Raw genomic sequence first — 23,275 nt, 5'->3', positions numbered from 1 at the left:
TTTTTAACTCAGTCGGAGCTTGTACCCCGACTGAGTTAAATTCCATTATCAATAGTTATATGGCTTCCACCAGTTTTGTTCTTAGTAACAATTACATGCTTTTTAATATTATCCTTTAGATCTTCTCTATGACTAATAATACCTACAAGCTTGCTGCCAGAAGAGAGTTCTTTTAATAGTGCCATAGAATCTCTTAAAGACTTCTCATCTAAAGTACCAAAACCTTCATCAATAAATAAAGTATCTAGTTCAACACCACCAGAAGAATGACTAATACTATCTGATAGACCTATAGCAAGACTTAGGGAAGCCTTAAAGCTTTCTCCACCAGATAAGTTACCAACTGGTCTTTCTTTTCCTGTATAGCTATCTAGCATATTTAGTTTTAGGAAATCTTTGTTGCCTTCTGAGTGTCGTTTAAATTCAAATTGTCCATTGGTCAAAGTGTATAGACGCTTGTTAGCAGCTTGTAAAATTTTTTCAAAACCTTCTAACTGAACGAAGGTTTCAAAGGACAATTTATTAGAACCAGCAACCTGACCGCTAAGTAAATCATCAAGTCTTTTATATCTGATAGCCTTATTACTAAGATCTTCAGATTTCTTAAAGCTCTTATTAATAGCTGCTTTAGTGCTGTTATTATTATCAATTTCATTATTAGCAATTGTTATATCCTGTTTAGTTTTATCAAGCTCAAGTTTAACTTTATCAAGACTTTCTTTAAGGCCTGTAATATCAACTCTAGTCTTGCCTTCACAGCTTTTTTTAGTATCCTCAAGTAAGGATTTATTAGAACTTAATTCATTCTTATAGCTGTTAATTTCGCTATTTAGTTTTGATAAATCCTCAGCACTAAGTAAATGTGTATGATAATCTAATTCATCTGCAAAGTCCTGAGATTTAATAGCCTCATTATAGGCATTTGAGTTATTAAGAAAACTTTGATTGGCATTATCATAATTTTTCTTAGCGTTGTCATAATTACTAGAAGCTTTTGTTAAGGCTTCATTAGCTGAATCGTAGTTGTTCTTAGCTGCTTTAAAGCTATTCTCAAGCTCATTAGCTTTATTAGTCAATTCCACACGTTTGGCAATTGCCATATCAATATCATCAAAGTCTAGTTTAGGAAGGGCATTTAATTGACCTTCTAGCTTACTAATAGTAGTTTTAGCTGCCTCTAATTTATTAGTAAGTTCTTCTTTTGAAAGCTTATGCTTATCAAGTAAAACTTGATAAGTTGCTAAATTCTCCTTGGCTTTATTATATTCATTAGCAAGGGCACTAAGCTTTTTTATATTAGCTTGTAGGTCCGTAATAGTATTAGTAAGCAATTCATAGGCATGTTCTAATATAGCTTCTAATTCATTATCTGCCTCCTCTTCTCTAGGAGCTAGTTTACCTACTGTTAGTTTTTCAAGGCCTAGGTAATCTTTATCCTTTAAAGCAGGTAAACCATTAATTGTATCAAAGATTCTTTTATAGCTATTTAGAAGATTCTCGTACTTATTAGCTAAGTCTTTTAGAATACCTTCCATTTTGCTTTTATAATTATTTAGTTTTCCAAGCTGTTCGTTATTAGCTTTATTTAGCTTCTCTAAATCCTCTGAAGTAACAACAGTTTCTGTTAATTTGGCCGGTTCTGGATGATGAATAGATCCACAAACAGGACAAGGTTTTTCTTCAAATAATTCTTTGGAAGCAATAATACCAGCGAGGTTTTTCATATAGGCGCTATATTGCTTACCATAGTCCTCGCATGCTTTAATATAAAGGTTATTCTGTTCATCAAGTGTATAAGTAGCATTAATAAACTGCTTCTTAAACTTAAAGATATCCTTTAGTTTAGTATTAATTAGGTCGTAAAGCTCTTCTTTTGCCTGTGTTAATTTTTCAAAATTTATCTTAGTGTTTTGCAAATCCAGGGCTACAGATTCATTCTTATTAATTAAATCCTGCGTATTTTTAATTTCTTCTTCTAATTTAAGTCGTTTTTCTTCAAAATCGTTTAACTCTTTAGTTAAGCGATTAGCTTCCTGACTTTTATCAGCGATTTGCTTATTAATAGTATTCTTATCATTATAAAAATGTTCTTTCTCTGAAAGAGTGTGAATATCTAATCTAAGTTTAGAAATAATATCTTCACTGTCCTTGTGAAGTTCTAGTGCTTTTTTACATTCATTAAACTTTTCTAAGGCATTTTTATGGTAATTTAGAAAGAGCTCTAAATCGTTTCCGGCCTTAGTGTATTGCTTTTTAGCTTCAAGGTATTTATCCTCTGCAGGTTTAACTTTAATTAAGGCCTTTTGCCCGATTTTATAGCTTTCTTCCTTATGACTAATTTCTTCTTTTCTAGCTTGTAATTCAATGTCTTTTTTATTCAATTCCTCTAGCTTATCAAGAAGACTATTAGTTTCATTGGCAGTAATAAACTCCTTGTTTACTTTGTTATAATTTTCATTAATTGAGGCCAGCTTAAGCTCTTGTTCCTTTATAAATTCCTCATCAAAGCTGTTGATTTTATCAATGAAATCCATTATATGATGAGCATCAACGGCGTTACTATTCTCAGTATAATCCTTTTTCTTGGCGGCTAGTGTATTAGCAAGTTCTTCATTAAAATTAGCTTTAACACTTTCAAAATAGCTGGCAATTTGCTTGTTAGCATCGGCAATGTTAGAATTTGCCCTATCCTTCTTCTCCTTCATAATCTGTCGCATATTCTCATACTTCTTAGTCTGGAAAATGGTCTGCATAATAGCCTTACGAGAGTTAGAATCAGCGTTAAGTAGTTTATAGAATTCCCCCTGAGCAATCATGACAGTTTGTCTGAATTGTTCAAAAGTTAAGTGAAGTAAATCCTCAGCAATATATCTATTAGCCTCGGATAATTTCTCAATAGTTTTGTGTTCATCTATGGTAACAACGATAGCTTCCTTATAGGGTTTAGTTCCCGAACCTCTTTTTCTGGCATATTCCTGCTCAGGTTCACGATGCACGTTATATATTTTTTGGTTATGTGAAAATGTAAAGTCCACGTAAGATACTAATTCAGGCCCAGCTAACTCATTACGAAAGGCCTTCTTCTCTTTATCCTTTAAGCTTCCTTCTCCGTAAAGGGCAAAAGTAATGGCATCAAAAATTGTTGATTTACCTGCACCTGTATCACCACAAATAAGGTAAAGACCATGTTCTCCAAGGTCTTTACTAAAATCTATAACTGTTTTATCAATATATGGACCAAAGGCACATATTTCAAGTTTAATCGGTTTCATTAATAATTCCGGCCTCCTTAGCTACTTTTTTTAAACAAGCTAAATCCTCATCATCAATTTCATTTCCTAAAATCTGTTTGTAAAAATCAGACATCAATTCCTCAAAGGATTTATCTATACTTATATCTGTAACCTCAGCTTTAGCTAGGGCTTTAGTTCTACTATTCTCAAAGCTTAAGGCCATAAGATTAGGATAGATGTCCTTAAGTTTATCAAAGGAATTTGGCTTTTCATCTTCATCTGTCAGGGTAGCAAAGATGTAGTCGTTTAGAGGTCCATTTTTCCCAAATTCATCTGATCTATCATTAGGATCAAGAGCTCTGGCTGCACTAATTAAATTATCTAGTTCTCCCTTAATTTTTCTCATCTTTCTAAGAGGTTTTAAAGGTACTAATTCAATTGAAACGTCGCCCTTCTCCTTGATTTCTATAATGGGAACGGACTTCTCTCTTGTAATTTCACTTGCAGAGTAGCAAAGTGGAGAACCGCTATATCTAATAGATTCACGACCTACTTGCTGTGGAATGTGGATGTGTCCTAAAGCTACATAATCAAAGTCATCAAACACATTAGTTCCAATCTTCTCTACAGTACCTACATCTGTTGTTGCATCTTCAGAGTCAGAGAGTAGAGGGTCAGTAGAGCCTGCTACAAACTGGTGGGCAAGTAAGACATTACGTGCCTTAGCATCAATTCCTGGGTGATTTAGGGCAACTGATATTGCCTTCTGGTAACTGTTAGAGTCCGTTTCAAATTCCTCAGGATAGTAGGACTTTACTAAAGAAGCCTTAATGAAAGGCAACATATGAAAATATATTGGTCCATATTCGTCCTCTAATTCCACAAAAGGCACTTCCCCAGAATATAAACCAGTTATGTATAAATTATTATTTGAAAAAATTCGACTTCCGAAATTTAGTCTTTCATCGGAATCGTGATTACCACTAATGGCAATTACAGTTTTGCCTTTAGTGCTACATTTTGTAAGAAAATTATCAAAAAGAGAAACAGCCTTTTCACTAGGCTGTTTCTTATCATAAATATCGCCTGAAATAACTATTACATTGACATTATTGCTGTCCGAAATATTCAAAATTTCATCAAGTATATAAGACTGATCTTCAATCAATTCATAGGAATTAACGTTCTTACCTATGTGAAGATCGGCAAGGTGCATAAACTTCATAAATCCTCCTATAAAACCTGTATATCGATACAAATATTATAGCATGAATTCTACAATATGCAAACACTTGTTTGGTTATTTATCTCCAGCCTATACAACAGTAGTAAAGGCCGTCATCCCCAAGGATAAAGGCAATACCCAGTGCACTATGAGAGCTATTTACATCCATAATTACATCGTGATGCTTCTCTGAAGCTAGCCAAGCTTTTACGATTACAGATGCGTCAGTTGTATTTCCACGGTAAAGAATTTCTGCGGTATAATATCCCTTGTCAACGCTAAAACATTCGCTGTTATCTAGTCTTACATGATTTATCTCGTGTGCAGTAGCCTCTTCGCAAACTCTTATTAAAGCATCATTTGTTAAACGTGAATCTAAGTAAACCGAGCCTAAACCCGCTGAATTTCTTGCCTCATTTATGGCATCTAAAATGGCTTGGTTGTATTGTGTGAGAGCTGCATAGCTGTTAGCTGTTGGTGTTTGACTATCTGAATCGGCCTTCGTAGCATTTTCAGTAGTTTCCTCTTTAGTAGGGTTTTTGCTAGTGACAACTTTTGATGAATCTGTAGTAGTTGTAGTTTCCGTACTTCCGCTTGTTGTCTCTTCAGTGTTTGTCATCTCTTCCGGCGAAGTCGTTTCTATTGTGCTATCGTCATCTGCGGCAACCTCGGCAGTTTCCTCCTGGTTTAGGACTTCTTCTGCTTGGGTATTGGCGTTATTCTTCTGATTATAAGTATTTTGAAAATGTGCATAGACCTTCATAACTAAAACAGAAGATACCATAACAAGTACAATAAGGCACAATATAACTAAAGCATGTCTTTCATTTTTTGTCATTTTATATCTACCCTATTCAAATAAAAAAATATAATTCGCACCTAATGGAAACTAGGCACGAATTATATTATCTCATAGTTATAAAATTTTTCAATTACTTTTTGAATTTTTTTGATATATTTTTATTAAGACTTATGAAAATATATCTCGAAATTCACTGCAAAATTAAACGGTCTGTATAGCCTGCTTTTTAACGAAATTAAAGGCCTGTGACACACTTGGAAGAATTAGTAAAACTACAGTAATAATTCCCTCTGCACCGATGTATGTGATGTTATAGATGAGGGAGTAAACTAAGGCATTAAACTGACCTAAACCGTAGTCTGTTGCGTATGCGCCAAAGAAGATTACTCCTGAAAGTACTGCAAAGAAATATCTTCCAAAGATAGCAACTATGTAACCAATAATTAAACCGTGCTTTTTATTACTAAAAAATCCGGAAATACCTAAAGCGCCAAAGGCGAAGATATAATCTACGAAAACCTGAGGAATGCTTAGGATATATGGGTCAATAATAAACTGTAAAAGTCCATAAGCTGCACCGCCTAGGATACCAATTACTGGGCCGTACCAATAGCCGATGATTGTAACAAAGAGCATTGAAAATACAGTAACAGAGCCACCCATTGGTAACTTAAATGGATTTATCATAGAGCAAACAGTTGCAAGTGCAATAGACACAGAGCAAAAGATTAGTACTCTAGGACTGAATTTCTTATTGTTTCCAGCTAAAAATGCAATAGCGATTAAAACTGCAAAAAGAATAAATGCTATTAATGCATAGCCGTTTGAAGTTAGGGAATAACTACCATCCCCGTTGTTTAAAAAGAACATAACATTTTCGTAAAACTAAAAGTCTTACTTCCTCCTTTTTGATTCATTATAAAATATCAATTGTTTCTCCTGCGAGAGCCTTATTAATACTTCTTACTGCACAGAATTTTCCACACATACTGCAAGCCTCTGAGTGATCATCCTCAGGAAGTCTTGAATTTCTAATAGCCTTAGCTGTCTCTGGGTCAAGGGCCTCAAGCCACTGTGCATCCCAATCAAGCTTTCTTCTAGCTCTTGCCATTCTGTCATCCTGGTCTCTAGCCCCTGGAACTCCCTTAGCAATATCAGCGGCATGAGCAGCAATTTTACTAGCAACAATACCTTGAGCAACGTCCTCTAAATTAGGAAGAGCAAGATGCTCTGCAGGCGTTACATAGCAAAGGAAAGCAGCACCGCTTGCGGCAGCAATAGCACCACCAATAGCAGCTGTAATGTGGTCATAACCTGGAGCGATATCTGTAACGAGAGGGCCAAGTACATAGAAAGGTGCGCCCTTGCAAATTGTCTGCTGAATCTTCATGTTAGCAGCAATCTGATCCATTGGCATATGTCCTGGACCTTCAATCATAACCTGAACGTCCTTTTCCCAAGCTCTCTTAGTAAGCTCACCAAGTCTTGTAAGCTCGTCAATCTGAACAAGGTCAGAAGCATCAGCTAAACAACCTGGTCTACAAGCATCACCTAAACTTACTGTAACGTCGTATTCTCTACAGATATCAAGAATTTCATCATAGTATTCGTAAAATGGATTCTCATTTCCAGTCATGCTCATCCATGCGAAAATTAAACTACCACCTCGACTTACAATATTCATTATACGATTATTTGCCTTAATTTGCTCTACTGTTTTTTTAGTAATTCCGCAGTGAACAGTAACAAAATCCACACCGTTTTGAGCGTGTAATCTAACTACGTCAATAAAATCCTTAGCTGTAAGCTCTTTTAGGTCTCTTTTATAGTGAATAACTGCATCATAAACTGGCACAGTACCCACCATTGCAGGACATTCACTACAAAGCTTTTTTCTAAAAATCTCTGTATCTCCGTGACTTGATAAATCCATGATAGCTTCAGCGCCCATGTTAACAGCCTTCATAACCTTTTCCATCTCAAGATCGTAGTCCTTACAATCTCTACTAACACCTAGGTTTACGTTAATCTTTGTCTTTAACTTGCTTCCAATAGCGTTAGGGTCAAGGCTCTTGTGGTTCTTGTTTGCAGGAATGATAATAGTACCATCTGCAAGGCCAGCTCTAATAAATTCCTCGCTAACATTTTCCTTCTTTGCAACAATCTTCATCTCCTCAGTAATGATGCCTTTTCTTGCTGCGTCCATCTGTGTTGTGTAATTTCTTGTTTCCATAAAATTTCCTTCTCTCTCTTTTTTAGTAATCTATATATGTCGTATTTTTACAAAATTAATAATGCCTGATTAATTAAAAAAACAAACTGATTTTTCATGTCCGATTTGTTCAAAATTAAGCTGTAATTTTCCAAGCGTGATTAAGTGGTCCACTTCCCGCACCTAAGTCAAAATCGCACTTTAGAGCATTTGTAATATATTCCTTTGCATGCTTAATTGCCTCTTTTAAGTCGTAGCCAAGACTTAGGTAACTTGCAATAGCACTTGAAAGGGTGCATCCCGTTCCGTGAGTGTTGTCGTTGTGGATACGCTCATTTTCAAACCAAGTAAGCTCTCCATTATATAGAAGCAAATCGTTAGCATCCTCAATGCTGTGACCACCCTTAATTAGGATGGCAGGTCTGCCATTAGATTTCTTTGAGTAGTTCTCATCAATTAGGTAAGCCGCCTTAATCATGTCCTCTCGGTTCTTTATCTCAAGGCCAGAAAGCTTAGAGGCCTCTGGAATGTTAGGCGTAATCACAGTTGCAAGGGGGATGAGCTCATTTACTAAGATGGAAATTGCGTCCTCCTGCAAAAGTACAGAACCGGAAGTTGAGACCATTACTGGGTCAACGACGATTTTCTTCGCCTTGTATTTTTTAAGATTTTCTACGATGCCCTCTACGATTTCCTTATTAGAAACCATGCCAATCTTGACGGCATCAGGGTAGATGTCTGTAAAGACTGCGTCGAATTGCTCATTAAGAAAATGTCTCGTTAAATTAAAAATATCTCTTACTCCTAAGGTGTTTTGTGCCGTAAGTGAAGTAATAATGCTTGATGCATAAACTCCAAGAGATAGCATGGTTTTAATGTCTGCTTGTATTCCTGCGCCACCAGAGCAGTCGCTGCCGGCAATAGTAAGAGCGCACGGAATCTTTTTCTTTTCAATTGTTTTGTCTTTATTCATAGTATTTCTTTCTAGGGAGTTAATTTAATGACTTGTAGTAAAAATAAAAAAACGTCATCCAATGGACGACGCGAATAGATCTTCCCTACGTTGGCATTATCCAAATCAGGTTTACGGTCGAAGTGTCTACACTTCCTCTCAGCCGAATGTATTATCAGCTCCCATTAGTATAAAATTTATTGATTAAATGTACATTTAATCAACATATCGATTATATTGTAAATGTGCCTAAAAAGATATAGTGCTAAAGTACTAAAATACTTGCAGAAATTTTGGGGAAAGATTAATATAATAAAGTAATAATATGTTGGAGTTTAAGAAAGGTAATTTTTATGAAGATCGGATTTGATAATGAAAAGTATCTTAAGATGCAGTCAGAACACATCAAGGAACGTATCAGTCATTTTGGCGGAAAGCTCTACTTGGAGTTTGGTGGAAAGCTTTTCGATGATTATCATGCAATGAGAGTTTTACCTGGATTTGAGGCAGATTCTAAGATTAGAATGTTAACTCAGATTAAGGATGATGTTGAAATCGTAATCGTTATTAATGCTAACGATATTGAGAAGAATAAAGTAAGAGGCGACCTTGGTATCACTTATGATATGGACGTCCTTAGACTTATAGATGCATTTAGAGGCTATGGCCTTTATGTAGGTTCTGTTGTCTTAACAAGATTTGCAGGACAGGAAAGTGCTATTGCTTATCAGAAGAGACTTGAGGGCCTTGGCCTTAAGGTTTATAGACACTATCCAATCGCTGGTTACCCAGGAAATGTACCTCACATCTTAAGTGATGAAGGTTTCGGAAAGAACGATTATATCGAGACAAAGCGCTCACTTGTAGTTGTTACAGCCCCTGGTCCTGGTTCTGGTAAGATGGCAACATGTCTTTCACAGCTCTATCATGAGCATCAGAAGGGCATTGAGGCAGGATATGCTAAGTACGAGACATTCCCAATTTGGAATATTCCTCTTAACCATCCTGTAAACTTAGCTTATGAAGCAGCAACAGCTGATTTAAATGATGTTAACATGATCGACCCATGGCACCTTGAAGCTTATGGCAAGACAACAGTTAACTATAATAGAGACGTAGAGGTATTCCCAGTTCTTAATGGTATGTTTAAGAAGATTTATGGCGAATCACCATACAAGTCACCTACAGATATGGGTGTTAATATGGCAGGCTACTGTATCGTTAACGACGAGAACACAAAGGCCGCTTCTAATCAGGAAATTATTAGACGTTACTTCACAGCACTTTGCGATTTAAGAAAGGGTAACGGAAGTCAGGAAATCGTTGATAAGATTGAGCTTCTCATGGAGAAGAGCGGTATCACAGTTGCAGATCGTCCAGTAGTTGCAGCCGCTAATACAAAGGCTGAAATCACAGGAGAACCAGCTGCAGCAATCGAGCTTGAAACAGGCGAAATCATTACAGGTAAGACATCAACACTTCTTGGTGCATCTTCTGCAATGTTACTTAACGCTTTAAAGAAGCTTGCTGGCCTTGATGACTCAGTTAAGCTCATCTCACCAGATGTTATCGAGCCATTACAGCAGTTAAAGGTGGAAAGACTTGGAAACCACAATCCAAGAATGCATATCGAAGAAATCTTAATCGCACTTACAATTTGTGCTAAGAATGATGAAAATGCACAGAAGGCCCTCGACCAACTCTCAAAACTTAAGGGCACAGAGGTTCACTCATCTGTAATCCTTTCACCAGTAGATGTAAGCACATTTAAGAAGTTAGGAATCAACTTAACATGCCAGCCTGTATATCAGACAAAGAAGTTATTCCATAAGTAAGAATTTTAATTAGGGCATAAGCCCATATAAAGCAGGATTAGATAAGTCGTCTCTTATCTGACCCTGCTTTTTTGTAGTTATTTTCTCGCTAGGTCAACATTTCCAAAATAGCATAAAAAGATTGAATCAATCCCACCAGCAACTGAAATCCCCGCTAACTTCAGCTTTTTCCTCCAGATACTGCAATCCCTATCAGCTACAGTGATTTCCCGCCCACCAGCATCACTAGCAACCGTCGTAGACCAGTTGCGTCACTAATAAAAAAAGAAGGCCATAATCCAAAGGATTATAGCCTTCTATAAATTCAATGTTTACGCTGCAGTGGTCATTCTACGACCCTGCTAACTAGCGCTTTTCTATATATTACGCAGCAACTTCTGCTTCGCTCTTCTTGCCTAATGACATAATTGGTAAACAAATTCTCTTAAATACTAATCTTACGAATGGTCCAGCATACATAAACTGCCAGAAGAAAGCCATTGGTAAGTTGTGGGCTGTAAGGCCAATCCATGTAGTAAAGAATGTACTAAGTGAACAACCTTTAAATAATACTGAAGCAACACCACTCATTACTGGACACATCATAGCAACTGTAACACCTGAAATAAAGAATGTAATTACGATTGGTTTATCAGCTGGTGTTAAGTGTCTAAATACAACCATTTTAGATAAGTTACCAATGATAAAGAATTCTAAGATGAAACCAATAGGAATCATAATAGGTAATTCAAATACTGCAAGTCTGAAACATTCAAGTGTAAGGCCGCCCTTATCACCTGCGATGTTGTAAACTACCATGGCATAAACCATAACGAAAACCATGATTAATGTGAAAATAAAATCTTGAAATTTAGTTTTTGGCATAAAAATAGCACTCCTTTCAAAAACAACATTTATTAATATCGTAATTAACAAGTGTTGTTCCTGCAAAGAAATGCATAGTTTCCAATAAATACCTTATTGAATTGTGTTCGTTTAAACAATTGTAGGCGCGTTTAATCGACAGCGTCTAATTTATCACAAAACTAATAGCAAAGTCAAGTGGAAATTTTTCATAATCTTTTGTACAGAACTTCATAATAAGAATAGAAGTTTTTGTACACTTAAATTTACAATCCACCGCAAACTGCAGCTCTATCTCATCTAGTCCTACCTCTGCTCATGCTGTTTTCTCTTCATATCGTACATCAACTGATCTGCAACCATGTAGACGGTATGAGGAGATGGATTTTCCAAATTATTCTTAAAGGCATAACCATAGGCAAAGCTGTGTCTGATTCCCTTTTCATTGTCCTCATCAAGACTTGAGTAGCTTTCCTCAAGATTTATAAGACGTTTCTTTAAATCTACTTCCTTAATAGTATCAATATAAATAAGGAATTCGTCGCCACCCATTCGAGTGCAGACACCAACGTCTTCAAAATTTTCAGAAAGACAGTTGGCGAAGTCCTTAATAAGACGGTCTCCTTCTGTATGTCCATAAGTATCATTTACAGATTTAAGGCCGTTAATATCAATACTGATGATGCAGTAGTTGCTAGTAGAATTACCATAGCGCTTCATTAAATAATCACTAACGGCGCGGTTTGGAAGCTTAGTTAAAACATCAACATAGGCCATTTCCTTAAGCTTGTTATACTGCTGAACTCTAGCAAGACCTTCTGTGGAGAAGATAATGTAGTTAAAGATAACAGTGCCTATATAAATAGCAATACCTGTAGGCAGAGTTATATTTTTAATAATCAAATTTATGTCTTCAGAAAAAATGTGTAGGCTAACCGTTGCAATTTCAAAAATTCCGCACCAAGCAAAACAGAATAAACCATAGAGCTGCAATCTGTTAGAGGCACTCTTAAAGGTTCTAGTTTTGTGAATCGTCTTAATATCATTAACAAGATAATTAGTAAGAATTAAGAAAGTGATTAGGGCAGTGATAAAGAAGATGCCCCTGGACTCGTTAAAGTACACAGTCCTATTAAGATGCAACATTACAAGTTCAATTGGTATGAAAATGTTAATAAAACTGACGGCTGAAAAAAACAGCTTATTTTTTGCTGGATGCACTGTGTCAATTATTAAATATGTAATTGGTAAAATTAAAAACATAGTTATATAAGACATGAAAGTTGTGTTTCTAGATTCGTAGAAGAAATCTAGAAGTCCGTAATAACTAAGAAGCCAAATACCAATGTCTAGGCAGAAAAGGCCAGTTAAGATTTCTATCTTTGAATTTTTGGAAATTCCTATAAACATAAGTGAAATAAATAGGAAAGAAATTCCAAAGACCACAGCAAATATACCTATACAAAGAGCATAAATATGGTCGTTAATATAGGAATTAATCTGGTTGTGATAAGTTGAAAGTGTAGGCATTGATATAGGTAGAGCCTCAGTGTCAGAGTTAACGTAAATAGTAATGGTTAACTCGTAATTTTCATAATCCTCAGGCAAGTTAATTAGGTGATAATCGCAGCCTACAAAGTCAGAATCTTTATATCTATCATAGTCATAAGAATAGATATCAAAGCTTGTGCCATCCTTAAGGTTAGTTAAACTAACGATAAAAGCAGAGTATTTACTTGTAAAAAAGAGACATGGAAAATCCACATTAACATCCTCTAAATTAGTAGTAAGGCTAATTACGTCCTTTTTTATAAAGCCATTAGCAGTTAAATCGTTAATGTTTTTAAAATTCATGTCTGTGTAAGTTTTATCATTATAATTTACAGTCCATGGACTATCTAAATAGCAAGTAATCCCAAGGGGGTTGTAAGATAGAGAGTATGAAACTGCAAACAGAATTGTTAGTAGTAAAAATGCAGCTACTGCTATAGAAAGATAATTTTTCTTATTAAGCATTTTCAATCTCTCCTTTTTTATCATAATTTAGATGGTGTTCCTGCTTCATATCATACATACGCTTATCTGCAAGCATGTAAACTTCGTGGGATCCAATATTTTTATCCTTTGATTTGTGAATTGCAAAACCATAGGAAGCTTTGTAAGTAAATTCATCACTAGCTTCACTTTCCTTGATTAGGGCAGTTTCAAATTTGGATAAAAGAGAACTACATTCCCATTCGTCGGCGTCCTTTAGGGCTATTAAAAATTCATCTCCGCCGATTCTTGCAGAAATGGTTGAGTTAATAAACACCTCATCTATTATACGGGCGAAGTTAGATATATAGCGGTCTCCACAGGTGTGCCCGTAATTGTCATTTATTAATTTTAATTGGTCAAGGTCAATACTAATAATTGCGTAGTTTGCATTGGTCTTTTCAAGATTTTCCAAAACTTTCTCGCTTAAGGCTCTGTTAGCTAGTGAAGTTAACTCATCGGTATAAGCTATATTTTCAAGCTTAGAAAAAAGGGCCTTTGAATTGTAGTGATCGATGTTATGGAAAAAGAAGTTAAGGAATAGTGACATAACAAATATAATCGCTCCAATAGTTAGTACAGACACGGAAAATCTGTCTCCAGTAGGAGAAAGATATTTCTGATAGTTAAAGATTAGAATCTCGTAAGTTGCTGTGGCAATGAAAATCATAAGGCCGATAGCAAGTACATCCCCTGAATAACTGTGGATGAGAGATCTATTTTCAATATTAATCTGTTTCTTTTTGTCTTTTTTCTTCCTTATTATGATAAGGATGAATTGGCAAAGGCTAGCAAAACCCTCAATCATAGCAAAAAGGTGGAATATGCTAACAAAATTACAAATGTGACAAATATTAGTGTAGTGTAAAATCACAAAAATTGTTGGCAAGATAACATTTACAGCCAAAAAGAAGCGGGTAACCACTGTGTTAAAGCCGATATTATCAGTAATAATAAAGCCAATGATAGCCGCTGGCATGTAAAGTAAAGTTATGTATTCTAGCACTGTTCCAAGACGTAGTCGGTCAGAAATTAGAATAATAACGTCGTTGTAGCCAAGAATATAAGCTCCTAAAAGAAAGGAAATTATGGAGCTGAAAATTATACTGTGATCCTTGTGGCTTGAACTTATTAGATAAGTAGAAAGCACCAAAAGCACAAGAGCAAAGATACATAAGAAAAATCCTATAATAAATGGAATCTTATGTACCTGAATATATTTGTTATAGACATCTGAAATGTTTCCTACATAGACGTTTGAAAAGCTTGAAAATGCGCTATTCTCTGTACCTGTGATAACTATGCTTATGGTTTTACCGCTATCTGAACTTGACAGAGGTACATAGTGGTAGCTTTTATTAACCATAAGGCCTTTATCCTCAGTATTATGGCCATAACTATAGATAAGCTCGCCATCTAAATAAACGTCAGCTGTAGAAAGTATTGTTTTAAAAGAGATGCAAGGCGACACAATCTCGCTTATATCTGGAATTGTTGTGGTAATTGTAACGGAATCGTGCTTATTTACTAGACCGATGCTAGCCTTAAAAAGGCTCTCAATTTCTCGACTCTCCCCATTTTCTGTGACTGTCCATCCACTATCAATATTATAGAATGGAAAAACATTTTTAATATCGTATTTATTAGAACCAAGCTTTATAATACAAAGCATGTATATAATAATAATTGCTACTGCAATTAAGTATTTCCCTATATGTTTAAAGTTCATAACTTTCTATCCCCATAATAATAAAAATTATTACTGTTGTTTGTAAAATTGTTATATAAAAATATACCATAACTTTAGGGAGTTCATCAAGATTATAAATTAATAAGACACATTACTTTTAAGATACAAAAAAATGTGTTAATATATATTTGTTAAATAATAGGGAAACTACAGTTATCATAGCTATTGGGGCAGGAGGATGTTAGTCAATGAAGAAGATATTGTTAGTTGATGATGACGAGGAAGATATTGAGGCATTAGAAGAAATACTTGGGGATGATTACGAAATAGTTGTTGCAGAAGTAAGCCATGATGCTATTAGATTAGCAGAGGAGATAGATTTTGATTTACTATTAATTGACGTTTATTTACCGGGCATTGATGGCTTTGATATAGTGCGCGTAATTCAGGCAAGCAAGGACAAGATGAATGTTCCTTTTATATTCCTAACAAGTGAGAGAGATTACGCCATTGAACTTGAATGTTTGGAAATTGGCGCAGAGGGAGTAATTAGTAAGCCTTACAGCGCTAGTTTGATTTTAAATAAGGTAAAAAAAGTCATTGAGGACTTTAAATATAGAAAAGGCCTTGAAAATAAGGTTGAGAAAAACGAAGAGACAATAGAGCAGGTAGTTAACGATTCCAAGATTGATCACCTAACGGGCATCTATAATAGAAGTGGTGGGGTTGAGCTTTGGATTGAAAAATGTCACGAATACGAGCAGATGACCATTTTCATGATGGATATTGATAATTTCAAGCAGATAAATGACACCTATGGACATGTTGCAGGAGATGAGGCCCTTAGCGCCCTAGGTAAAATTATCTCTGAGAATATTAATAAGGAAGACCTTGCCATTAGAGTTGGTGGAGATGAATTTATTATCTGCGTAATGTCTTTTTTATCAGAGAAAAAAATTAAGAATTTAGCCGAAAAAATTAATAAAAAGGCTATTGAGAAATTCAATGAATTAGGTTATCGTGATATTGCTACTATATCCTGCGGTGTGGTTAGATATCCCGAGGATGGAATGATAGTTGAAGAGCTCTATAGAAAGGCAGATAAGGCCCTTTATACAGTTAAGTTAAATGGTAAAAACGGAACTCATTTATATGATGAGTTTTTAGATGAGACTTCAAGAGAAGGTAACGTGGAATTGAAAAATATTATCTATACCATTGAAGGTCATCTAGATACGAGGGACGGTGCTTTTCAGGTTGAATATAACGATTTTAAGAAGATATATAATTTTGTTCGCAGATATTTAAAAAGATATCCAGGAAACGCCAAGATGGTGGTATTTACCCTTGGTAGAAATCAGATTATTGAATTGGATACTTTAAAAAAGGCCATGAATTCCCTAGAAGCAGCTGTAAGTGACGCCCTAAGAAATTCGGATGTCTCAACAAAATACAATAGCTCTCAGTACGTGGTTTTAATTATGAATGTCAAGGACGAGGACATTGATAAGGTAGTTTCCCGTGTGGAAAAGATCTATGAAAGATACTTAATGGGAGAATCCATAGAGCTTTCTTACGAAGTAAAAGACATGCAAGAAAGAGAAGAATAGAGAATGGTGTTTGAGTACAGTGTTTCAATAGATTATTACGATTATAGATTTTTATGCGCATACGATTATGTGCTAACTAAGGATTTAAAGCCTATTGATTTAGGCGAGAGAACAATTACAGAATATATGAAGGATAATAAGCTTGCTATAGGGGATGTGGGTATTAGATTACTGCGCCTCTTTGGCGAGCTTAATTTAGTTTATTTACCTAATGAGATAGAGGGCTTTAAGGTCCTTGTTTTAGGAAAATATGCCTTTGCTCCGAAACAAAAACTAATAGATATAGATGATTACGACACAGATTTATCCCTGATTTCAGGAGATATTCTAGAGGAATTATATCTTAATGAAAATCTAGTCAAAATCGAGAGTTTTGCGCTCTACAATTGTCGTAGTCTAAAGTTTATGGAAATGAGTAAAGCCCTTAACCTAGTAGACGGGGATGCCTTTATGAATTGTAATAAATTATCAAAGATTAATTTAAAGGCAGAAATTAAGGATGCTACTGGAATAAGAAATGTCTTAGCCCAGTATAAGCAGGGCCTACTTGTAACCTTTAAGGAGCCGGATAAAGAGCCAGAGACTACTAATAAGTTAGATAACGTCCTTGCAAGATTCTACTTTCCTGAATATTCAGAGAGTTATGAAGAAATTGGACCTGCTCATATCTTTGCCTTTAACGTGGATGGTGAAGGCTATAGGGCGAGACAACAATTTTCCAATGGAGTTTTAATAATTAATGGCTATGATGAGACCTTTAGTAAAGCAGTAAGCGTGGAAGCTGTTAATACCCTAGCCCTAATGGCAATTTATAGACTGCTTTATCCTGTAGATTTATCAAAGGCAAACAAAGAGATGTACTATGATTTTATTGCAGATAATAAGGCGGAAATCCTAAAGGAAGTCATAAGAAAGCAGGATATGGAGAGCTTAGAATTTTTGTTAAAAATGGACATAATAAATAATGAAGATAAGATGCTAGCCTTAAGAGAAGCCACAAAGTATCAGTGGTTAGAGGCTTCAGCAAAGATTATAAATTTTAGAGGAGAATGAGATGGATGAAGAGTTTAAGCTTAAAAATGAGTCTCAAAGCCAGTGGGAAGCCAGAATGGGCAAGGAGATTTTATCATTTTTAAGAGACGAGATATATAAAGATTTACGATTTATGGATGTGGCCCTTTCAGCCCTAACTTTTGTGGAAAGGGAAGGTATGCAGATGTTTGCCACAGATGGCAGAATGCTTTACTTTGGGCCAGAACACACCATAGAGATTTTTAAAAAGAATGAGCGCTTTTTAGAGAGAGCTTATTTACACAGTATTTTGCACTGTATTTACGGGCATTTGTGGATAAGACAAGATAGAAGGGAAGATTTGTGGAATCTTGCCTGCGATATTGCCGTGGAGCAGGTTATTGATAGCCTTAATAAGCCTTGCACCAAAAGAATTCTCACCCTTTTAAGAAAGCAGGTCTATGAGAGATTGAAGAATCTAAATATAGTTTCCGCCTCTCAGATTTATGAGCTTTTATATGAGGATAGCAAGAATTTCGAGCCAGAAGAGCATATAAAATGGTATCAGAAATTAGCTAGGGAATTTGTCACAGACGATCACAGCTTCTGGCCTAAAAAGGATAATAAGCAAATGTCTCAAAGAGAGAACGACACCTATAAGGATTGGCAGAAAAGAGCTAAGGAGATTTCTCATAACAAGTCCTTTTCAAATAGTGATGAAGGAGGAGATATTGCATCCATCAATCTAGCGGTGGAGGCAAGACGTGGGGCAAGCTACAGAGATTTCCTAATTAAATTTAGCTCCCTCCATGAAGAGCTAAAGACTAACCCAGACGAGTTTGACCTAGCCTTTTACAGCTACGGACTTCGTCTTTATGAAAATATACCTCTTATTGAACCCCTTGAAACTAAGGAGTCTAATAAGATCAGAGATTTTATTATTGCAATTGATACTAGTTATTCCACTTCTGGACAGTTAGTCAAAAATTTTCTAAAAAAGACTTTAGAAATTTTAGGACAAAGCGAGAATTTCTTTAAGAATGCAAGAGTTAGAATAATACAGGCGGATGATTTGGTAAGAGATGATATAATTATTAATGGAGATTATAATATAGAAAAACTATTCTCGGATTTCCAACTTAAAGGTGGCGGAAACACTGATTTTAGGCCAACATTTACTTATATAAATAATCTAATTAAGACGGGAGAAATAACTAGTCCTGACGGAGTGATTTATTTTACGGATGGAAGAGGCATTTTCCCACAGACAAAGCCAGAATATAAGACGGCTTTTGTATTCCTTGAAGGATATGAAGGAAAAGAGGAAATAAAGGTTCCGGCTTGGGTTTACAAAGAGATAATTCATAAATCTACCCTAGAGCAGGACGAGAAAGGAAATGGAAATGGACAATTTAAAACTTTTACTGGGAAAACTAAAAGAAGCAGAGGAGTATGAGCACGCTAGTAAAATCATAGAGTTTGATATGGAAACAAAGACACCAACTAAGGGCCTTAAAGCTCAGGGTGAGCTACAGAGTTTACTTGCTAATAAAGCTTATGAGATTACTCATAGCAAGGAATTTGTGGACTGCGTAGTGGCCCTACATAAAGAGCTAGATAGCCTAGAAACTGAGGCTAAGGTTTTAGTCAGCAAGCTCTACAAGGACATTGAAAGAAACAAGAATATAAGCCCAGAGCTTAATCTTGAATTTTCAAATATAGAAAACGAAGCCTTCGCAAATTGGGTGGAGGCAAAAAAGGATGCAGATTTCACAAAATTTGCACCAAGTCTTGCTAAGATAAAGGATATGGAATTTAAAAAGATAGCTTTAAACGAGTCGGCAGTGGATGTGGCTTACGATAACTTACTTGATATCTATGAGCCAGGCATGACAAGCGCTAAGCTTGATGAGCTTTTTGGAGAGTGCAAGGAAAGCCTTATTCCTTTACTTGAAAAGATTAAGGCCGCTAAAAAGCCTATTAGAACTGACTTTGCCTCTAGAAAGGTAAAGGATTATCAACAGGAAGAATTTATGAAGTTCTTACTTGAAACTCTAGGCTTTGACTTTAATAGGGGCACTTATGCTCTTTCAGAGCACCCATTTACTGAACTTGTGGGCCGAAATGACGAAAGGGTAACAACACATTTTTATGAGGATAATCTCTTCTCAAGCATGTATTCTGTAATTCATGAGTGTGGCCATGCCCTCTTTGATTTAAGCACACCAGATAAGGATTGGGACTACTATTTATTCGACTATAAGAGCATGGGTCAGCACGAATCGGTTTCAAGATTTTATGAAAATATTATCGGCAGATCTGAAAACTTCATTGCTGCCATTTATGATAGAATGCAAGACATTTTCCCAGAGGCACTAAAGGGCGTTTCAAAGACAGAAATTTTTGACTATGTAAATCAGGTACAGCCTAGTCTTGTAAGAACTGAGGCGGACGAATTTACATATACTTTCCATATAATTATTCGTTATGAAATCGAGAAGGAAATTATGGAGGGAAAGCTTGATATTGCTGATGTTCCAAAGGCTTGGGCAAAGAAGTATAAGAGCTATCTTGGAGTTACTCCAACTAATGATACACTTGGCTGTTTACAGGATGTTCACTGGACTTCCGGTTTTGGATATTTCCCAACTTATGCCCTTGGTAACTTCTACAACAGCATGTATTACAACAAGATGAAGGAAGAGATTGATGTGGCAGATGCCATTAGAACAGGCCACATGGATACAATTAATAAGTGGATGTTTGAAAATGTATGGAAAGACGCAGACAAACTCGATTCTAGCGATTGGATCAAGCAGATTACAACTAGAGAATTAACTTCAAAGGACTTCTTAGAATACATTGAAAATAAATATGGAATGTTATATGGCCTATAATTAGGTTATGGTTAGGAGAAAGTTATGAATATTTTTCAGGCAAAAGAAGAAATTGCTAATACAGTAAAGGCTTATTTTTTAAAGGATGAACAGGGAAATCCTAAGATTCCTGAACTTAGACAAAGACCAGTGTTATTAATGGGTCCTCCAGGGGTAGGTAAGACTCAGATTATGCAGCAAATTAGCGAGGAGTTAAACATTGGCCTTGTTTCTTATACAATTACACATCACACAAGACAGTCAGCCGTAGGTCTACCTATTGTTTCAAAGAAGGTTTATGACGGCGTGGAAAGAGATGTTACAGAGTATACAATGTCTGAGATTATTTCAGGCATTTACGAATACATGGAAAAGACAGGGCACAAGAAGGGAATTCTCTTTATTGATGAGATTAACTGTGTTTCTGAGACACTTATGCCTATGATGCTACAGTTTTTGCAGGTTAAGACTTTTGGTAATCAAAAGCTTCCAAAAAACTGGATTATTGTGGCTGCAGGAAACCCATCAGAATACAACAAGCAGGTTAGAGAGCTTGACGTTGTAACTCTTGATAGAGTTCGTTTAATCAATATAGAGCCTGACCTTGATGCTTGGAAAATCTATGCTATAAATCGCAAGGTTCACAGAAGTATACTAAGTTATTTAGATGTAAAAGCCGATAACTTCTATAAGGTCTACTCTGATGTGGACGGCTTAAAATTTGTTACAGCTAGAGGCTGGGAGGATTTAAGTACCCTCCTTTATAGCTATGAAGAGCTAGGAATTGCTATAACTGAGGACATTATCTATGAATATTTAAGAGATAGAGAAGTGGCTGAGGATTTCCTAAGCTTCTATGATCTTTACATGAAATATAGCAAAGATTATGAGATAGAACTTATCTTAAAAGCTAGCGTTGATGCAGCGGTTTATGCTAGACTAAACAACGCAGAATATGATGAGAAGTTAATTCTTATTAATCTGCTATTAGAAAGATTAGATAGAGATTTTAAAGAGGCCAATGAAAGTGCCGAAGAGCTTAAAAAAGCAAAGGATTCAGGAACAGATTATGATATGAGCTTAGAGCTTAAAGTGGGCGTTAGTTCAGAAATGGCAAGCTCTAACCTAGATAATACTATTCGTTTTATTAAGGAAGGCTTAGACGAGGGAAGTATGCTTATATTTATTACTAACCTTACACTTAGTGAAAATGCAGCAATATTCCTACTTAACAACCCTAATAAAAACTACCTAGAATATGCTGATAAGTTATTAATAAACTCTAAGAAGACAAAGATTCTAAAAGATTTGAACAAATAGAATGGGGTGAATTGATGACATTTATTCAATTTTGGAAAAATTTTTGTGGACATTTGCATACCGTTAATGCCCATAGAAGATTAGTTAGAAAGGAAATGTTTAAACTTGGTATGTATTATCAAGGTCTTACTCATGACCTTTCTAAGTATTCACCTGTGGAATTTATACCGGGGGTAATTTATTTCCAGGGGAATAGAAGTCCGAATAATGCCCAGAGAGAAAAAGAGGGTGTCTCTAGTGCTTGGCTTCATCACAAGGGCCGCAACAGACACCACTATGAATACTGGATTGATTATTCTACAAAAAAGACAGGGGATATCAACCTAGAAGGCATGCCAATGCCAAAGAAATACATTATAGAAATGTTTTGCGATAGAATAGCAGCAAGCAAAATCTACAATAAAGACAAATATACCGATTCTGATGCCTTAAACTACTATTTACAGGGCAGGGGACATTATCTTATGCACCCAGATACAGAGGCACTCCTTTATCGCCTTTTGAAAATGTTATCAGAAAAGGGAGAAGACTACACATATGCATATATAAGACGTAAGATCTTACACCGTAAGAAATAGGAGGAAATATGGGTAATCGCAAATTTAGATTTTTAAGCCTACTGTTGGTTTTAATGCTTTTATGCACTAATATAACTGCCTGCAATAAAGCATCTTCTGCAAAGTCAGGAAACCTTGCAGCAGAAAGCGTCGATGACACAATAGAATCAAGTGATGATGAAAGCTTGGAAGAAATTTCATCAGATGAATCCACTGAGACTTCTACAGGGGAGAGTAGTGAAGATACAAGCGCAAGTCAAGTAGAGACTTCCGTTACAACTCTTGAGGATGGCACAACTGTAATTACAACAAGTTCAGGCCAACAAATTACAATAAAAGAAGAGACTAATGCTGCCTCAACTAATTCTTCTAGCTCTTTACAAGTTGCTAAATCAGCAGTAAGTGGAGTTAGCCAAGAAAGTGATAACTCTTCACTATTACAGTCTGTTTCAAATAGCGCTAGCACTAGCGTTGAATTACATACATTTTCAGCTATAACAGCAAGTGAATATAGCGCAGCACAGTCTATTGTAAACAGCATTATTTCTAGCTCAATGTCAGAATATACTAAGGTAAAAACAATTCACGATTACCTAATTGACTCTATTACTTACCCATCAACTATTGATACAAGTAATAGAAGCTTATTTACCTGTACGGGTGCGCTAATTAACAAGGTGGCTGTATGCCAAGGCTATGCAGATGCATTTTCATTATTATGCTACTTAGCAGGGGTGCAGGCAGAAATCGTTTCAGGTCCAGCCAATAACGGTTCAAGTGTTATAGGTCATGCTTGGAATCAGGTACGAATTGATGGTACTTGGTATAACATTGATTGTACTTGGGATGCGCCATTTGTTTCTTCTACTGAACAGATAAAAATTTACGATTATTTCCTTGTAACAGATGCTACAATTAGTGCTGATCACACAATAAATGCCTCCGCAGCGGCGGGATATCTTGCAGCAAAACATAGTTGCACAGACTCAAGATATGAGGCAAATAACGCAAACTTAACTGATGATGTATATTATAGCTATTACAGCACAGCGAATTAAATACATTTTAATAATTA

17 protein-coding genes and 1 riboswitch are annotated in these 23,275 nt (G+C 35.8%); of the genes, 8 read left to right on the top strand and 9 right to left on the bottom strand.

What is annotated here, in order from left to right; all coding sequences use genetic code 11:
* Positions 1–35 precede the first annotated feature (35 nt).
* From G600_RS0106985 to thiD, 6 genes are all read right to left on the bottom strand, one after another.
* Positions 36–3,272 carry an AAA family ATPase gene (locus tag G600_RS0106985; RefSeq protein WP_027431297.1) on the bottom strand — a complete coding sequence of 1,079 codons (3,237 nt, stop codon included), beginning with the start codon at positions 3,270–3,272 and terminating at the stop codon, positions 36–38.
* On the bottom strand, positions 3,259–4,458 hold the full coding sequence (locus G600_RS0106980) for an exonuclease SbcCD subunit D (RefSeq protein ID WP_027431296.1): 1,200 nt from the start codon (positions 4,456–4,458) through the stop codon (positions 3,259–3,261). The genes G600_RS0106985 and G600_RS0106980 overlap by 14 nt, the downstream gene beginning before the upstream one ends.
* A gap of 79 nt (positions 4,459–4,537) precedes the next feature.
* Positions 4,538–5,296: a CAP domain-containing protein gene (locus G600_RS0106975; protein WP_027431295.1), complete on the bottom strand. Its 759-nt coding sequence runs from the start codon at positions 5,294–5,296 to the stop codon at positions 4,538–4,540.
* 165 nt (positions 5,297–5,461) lie between these two features.
* A complete protein-coding gene (locus G600_RS0106970) occupies positions 5,462–6,130 on the bottom strand; it encodes an energy-coupled thiamine transporter ThiT (protein ID WP_027431294.1) in 669 nt (222 codons plus the stop codon).
* A 46-nt stretch (positions 6,131–6,176) separates the two neighbouring features.
* Positions 6,177–7,493, bottom strand: a complete 1,317-nt coding sequence (gene thiC, locus G600_RS0106965) for a phosphomethylpyrimidine synthase ThiC (protein ID WP_027431293.1) — start codon at positions 7,491–7,493, stop codon at positions 6,177–6,179.
* A gap of 115 nt (positions 7,494–7,608) precedes the next feature.
* Positions 7,609–8,445 carry a bifunctional hydroxymethylpyrimidine kinase/phosphomethylpyrimidine kinase gene (gene thiD / locus G600_RS0106960; RefSeq protein ID WP_051195412.1) on the bottom strand — a complete coding sequence of 279 codons (837 nt, stop codon included), beginning with the start codon at positions 8,443–8,445 and terminating at the stop codon, positions 7,609–7,611.
* A 65-nt stretch (positions 8,446–8,510) separates the two neighbouring features.
* A riboswitch (TPP riboswitch) is annotated at positions 8,511–8,620 on the bottom strand.
* Positions 8,621–8,777: 157 nt separating this feature from the next.
* Between thiD and G600_RS0106955 the strand changes: the two genes are divergently transcribed.
* The gene (locus G600_RS0106955) at positions 8,778–10,259 is read left to right on the top strand and encodes a DUF1846 domain-containing protein (RefSeq protein WP_027431291.1); all 1,482 of its coding nucleotides are present in this window, start codon (positions 8,778–8,780) and stop codon (positions 10,257–10,259) included.
* Positions 10,260–10,622: 363 nt separating this feature from the next.
* Here G600_RS0106955 and G600_RS14030 read toward each other — a convergent pair whose 3' ends face one another.
* The 3 genes from G600_RS14030 to G600_RS0106940 form a co-directional block, all read right to left on the bottom strand.
* A complete protein-coding gene (locus G600_RS14030) occupies positions 10,623–11,123 on the bottom strand; it encodes a hypothetical protein (protein ID WP_034245853.1) in 501 nt (166 codons plus the stop codon).
* A gap of 285 nt (positions 11,124–11,408) precedes the next feature.
* Positions 11,409–13,118 carry a GGDEF domain-containing protein gene (locus tag G600_RS0106945; RefSeq protein WP_027431290.1) on the bottom strand — a complete coding sequence of 570 codons (1,710 nt, stop codon included), beginning with the start codon at positions 13,116–13,118 and terminating at the stop codon, positions 11,409–11,411.
* Positions 13,111–14,865, bottom strand: coding sequence for a GGDEF domain-containing protein (locus G600_RS0106940; protein WP_027431289.1), 1,755 nt, complete (start codon positions 14,863–14,865; stop codon positions 13,111–13,113). Before G600_RS0106940 ends, G600_RS0106945 begins: the two co-directional genes overlap by 8 nt.
* 209 nt (positions 14,866–15,074) lie before the next feature.
* Between G600_RS0106940 and G600_RS0106935 the strand changes: the two genes are divergently transcribed.
* The 7 genes from G600_RS0106935 to G600_RS15030 are packed head-to-tail and all read left to right on the top strand — an operon-like array spanning position 15,075 to position 23,258.
* A complete protein-coding gene (locus G600_RS0106935; protein ID WP_027431288.1) occupies positions 15,075–16,436 on the top strand; it encodes a GGDEF domain-containing protein in 1,362 nt (453 codons plus the stop codon).
* 3 nt (positions 16,437–16,439) lie between these two features.
* Positions 16,440–17,489, top strand: a complete 1,050-nt coding sequence (locus tag G600_RS0106930) for a leucine-rich repeat protein (protein WP_027431287.1) — start codon at positions 16,440–16,442, stop codon at positions 17,487–17,489.
* Position 17,490: 1 nt separating this feature from the next.
* Positions 17,491–18,903 carry a vWA domain-containing protein gene (locus G600_RS14025; RefSeq protein WP_051195411.1) on the top strand — a complete coding sequence of 471 codons (1,413 nt, stop codon included), beginning with the start codon at positions 17,491–17,493 and terminating at the stop codon, positions 18,901–18,903.
* Positions 18,851–20,344: a carboxypeptidase M32 gene (locus G600_RS0106920; protein WP_027431286.1), complete on the top strand. Its 1,494-nt coding sequence runs from the start codon at positions 18,851–18,853 to the stop codon at positions 20,342–20,344. The genes G600_RS14025 and G600_RS0106920 overlap by 53 nt, the downstream gene beginning before the upstream one ends.
* A gap of 24 nt (positions 20,345–20,368) precedes the next feature.
* A complete protein-coding gene (locus tag G600_RS0106915) occupies positions 20,369–21,643 on the top strand; it encodes an ATP-binding protein (RefSeq protein ID WP_027431285.1) in 1,275 nt (424 codons plus the stop codon).
* Positions 21,644–21,657: 14 nt separating this feature from the next.
* The gene (locus G600_RS0106910; RefSeq protein WP_034245851.1) at positions 21,658–22,221 is read left to right on the top strand and encodes a DUF5662 family protein; all 564 of its coding nucleotides are present in this window, start codon (positions 21,658–21,660) and stop codon (positions 22,219–22,221) included.
* 8 nt (positions 22,222–22,229) lie between these two features.
* On the top strand, positions 22,230–23,258 hold the full coding sequence (locus G600_RS15030) for a transglutaminase domain-containing protein (RefSeq protein WP_027431283.1): 1,029 nt from the start codon (positions 22,230–22,232) through the stop codon (positions 23,256–23,258).
* Positions 23,259–23,275: the final 17 nt, after the last annotated feature.

It is taken from the genome of Lachnospira multipara ATCC 19207, assembly GCF_000424105.1.
Classification (GTDB): Bacteria; Bacillota; Clostridia; order Lachnospirales; family Lachnospiraceae; genus Lachnospira; species Lachnospira multipara.
The sequence above is the reverse complement of the archived record's forward strand: the minus strand, read 5'-3'. Positions and strand labels throughout refer to the sequence as shown.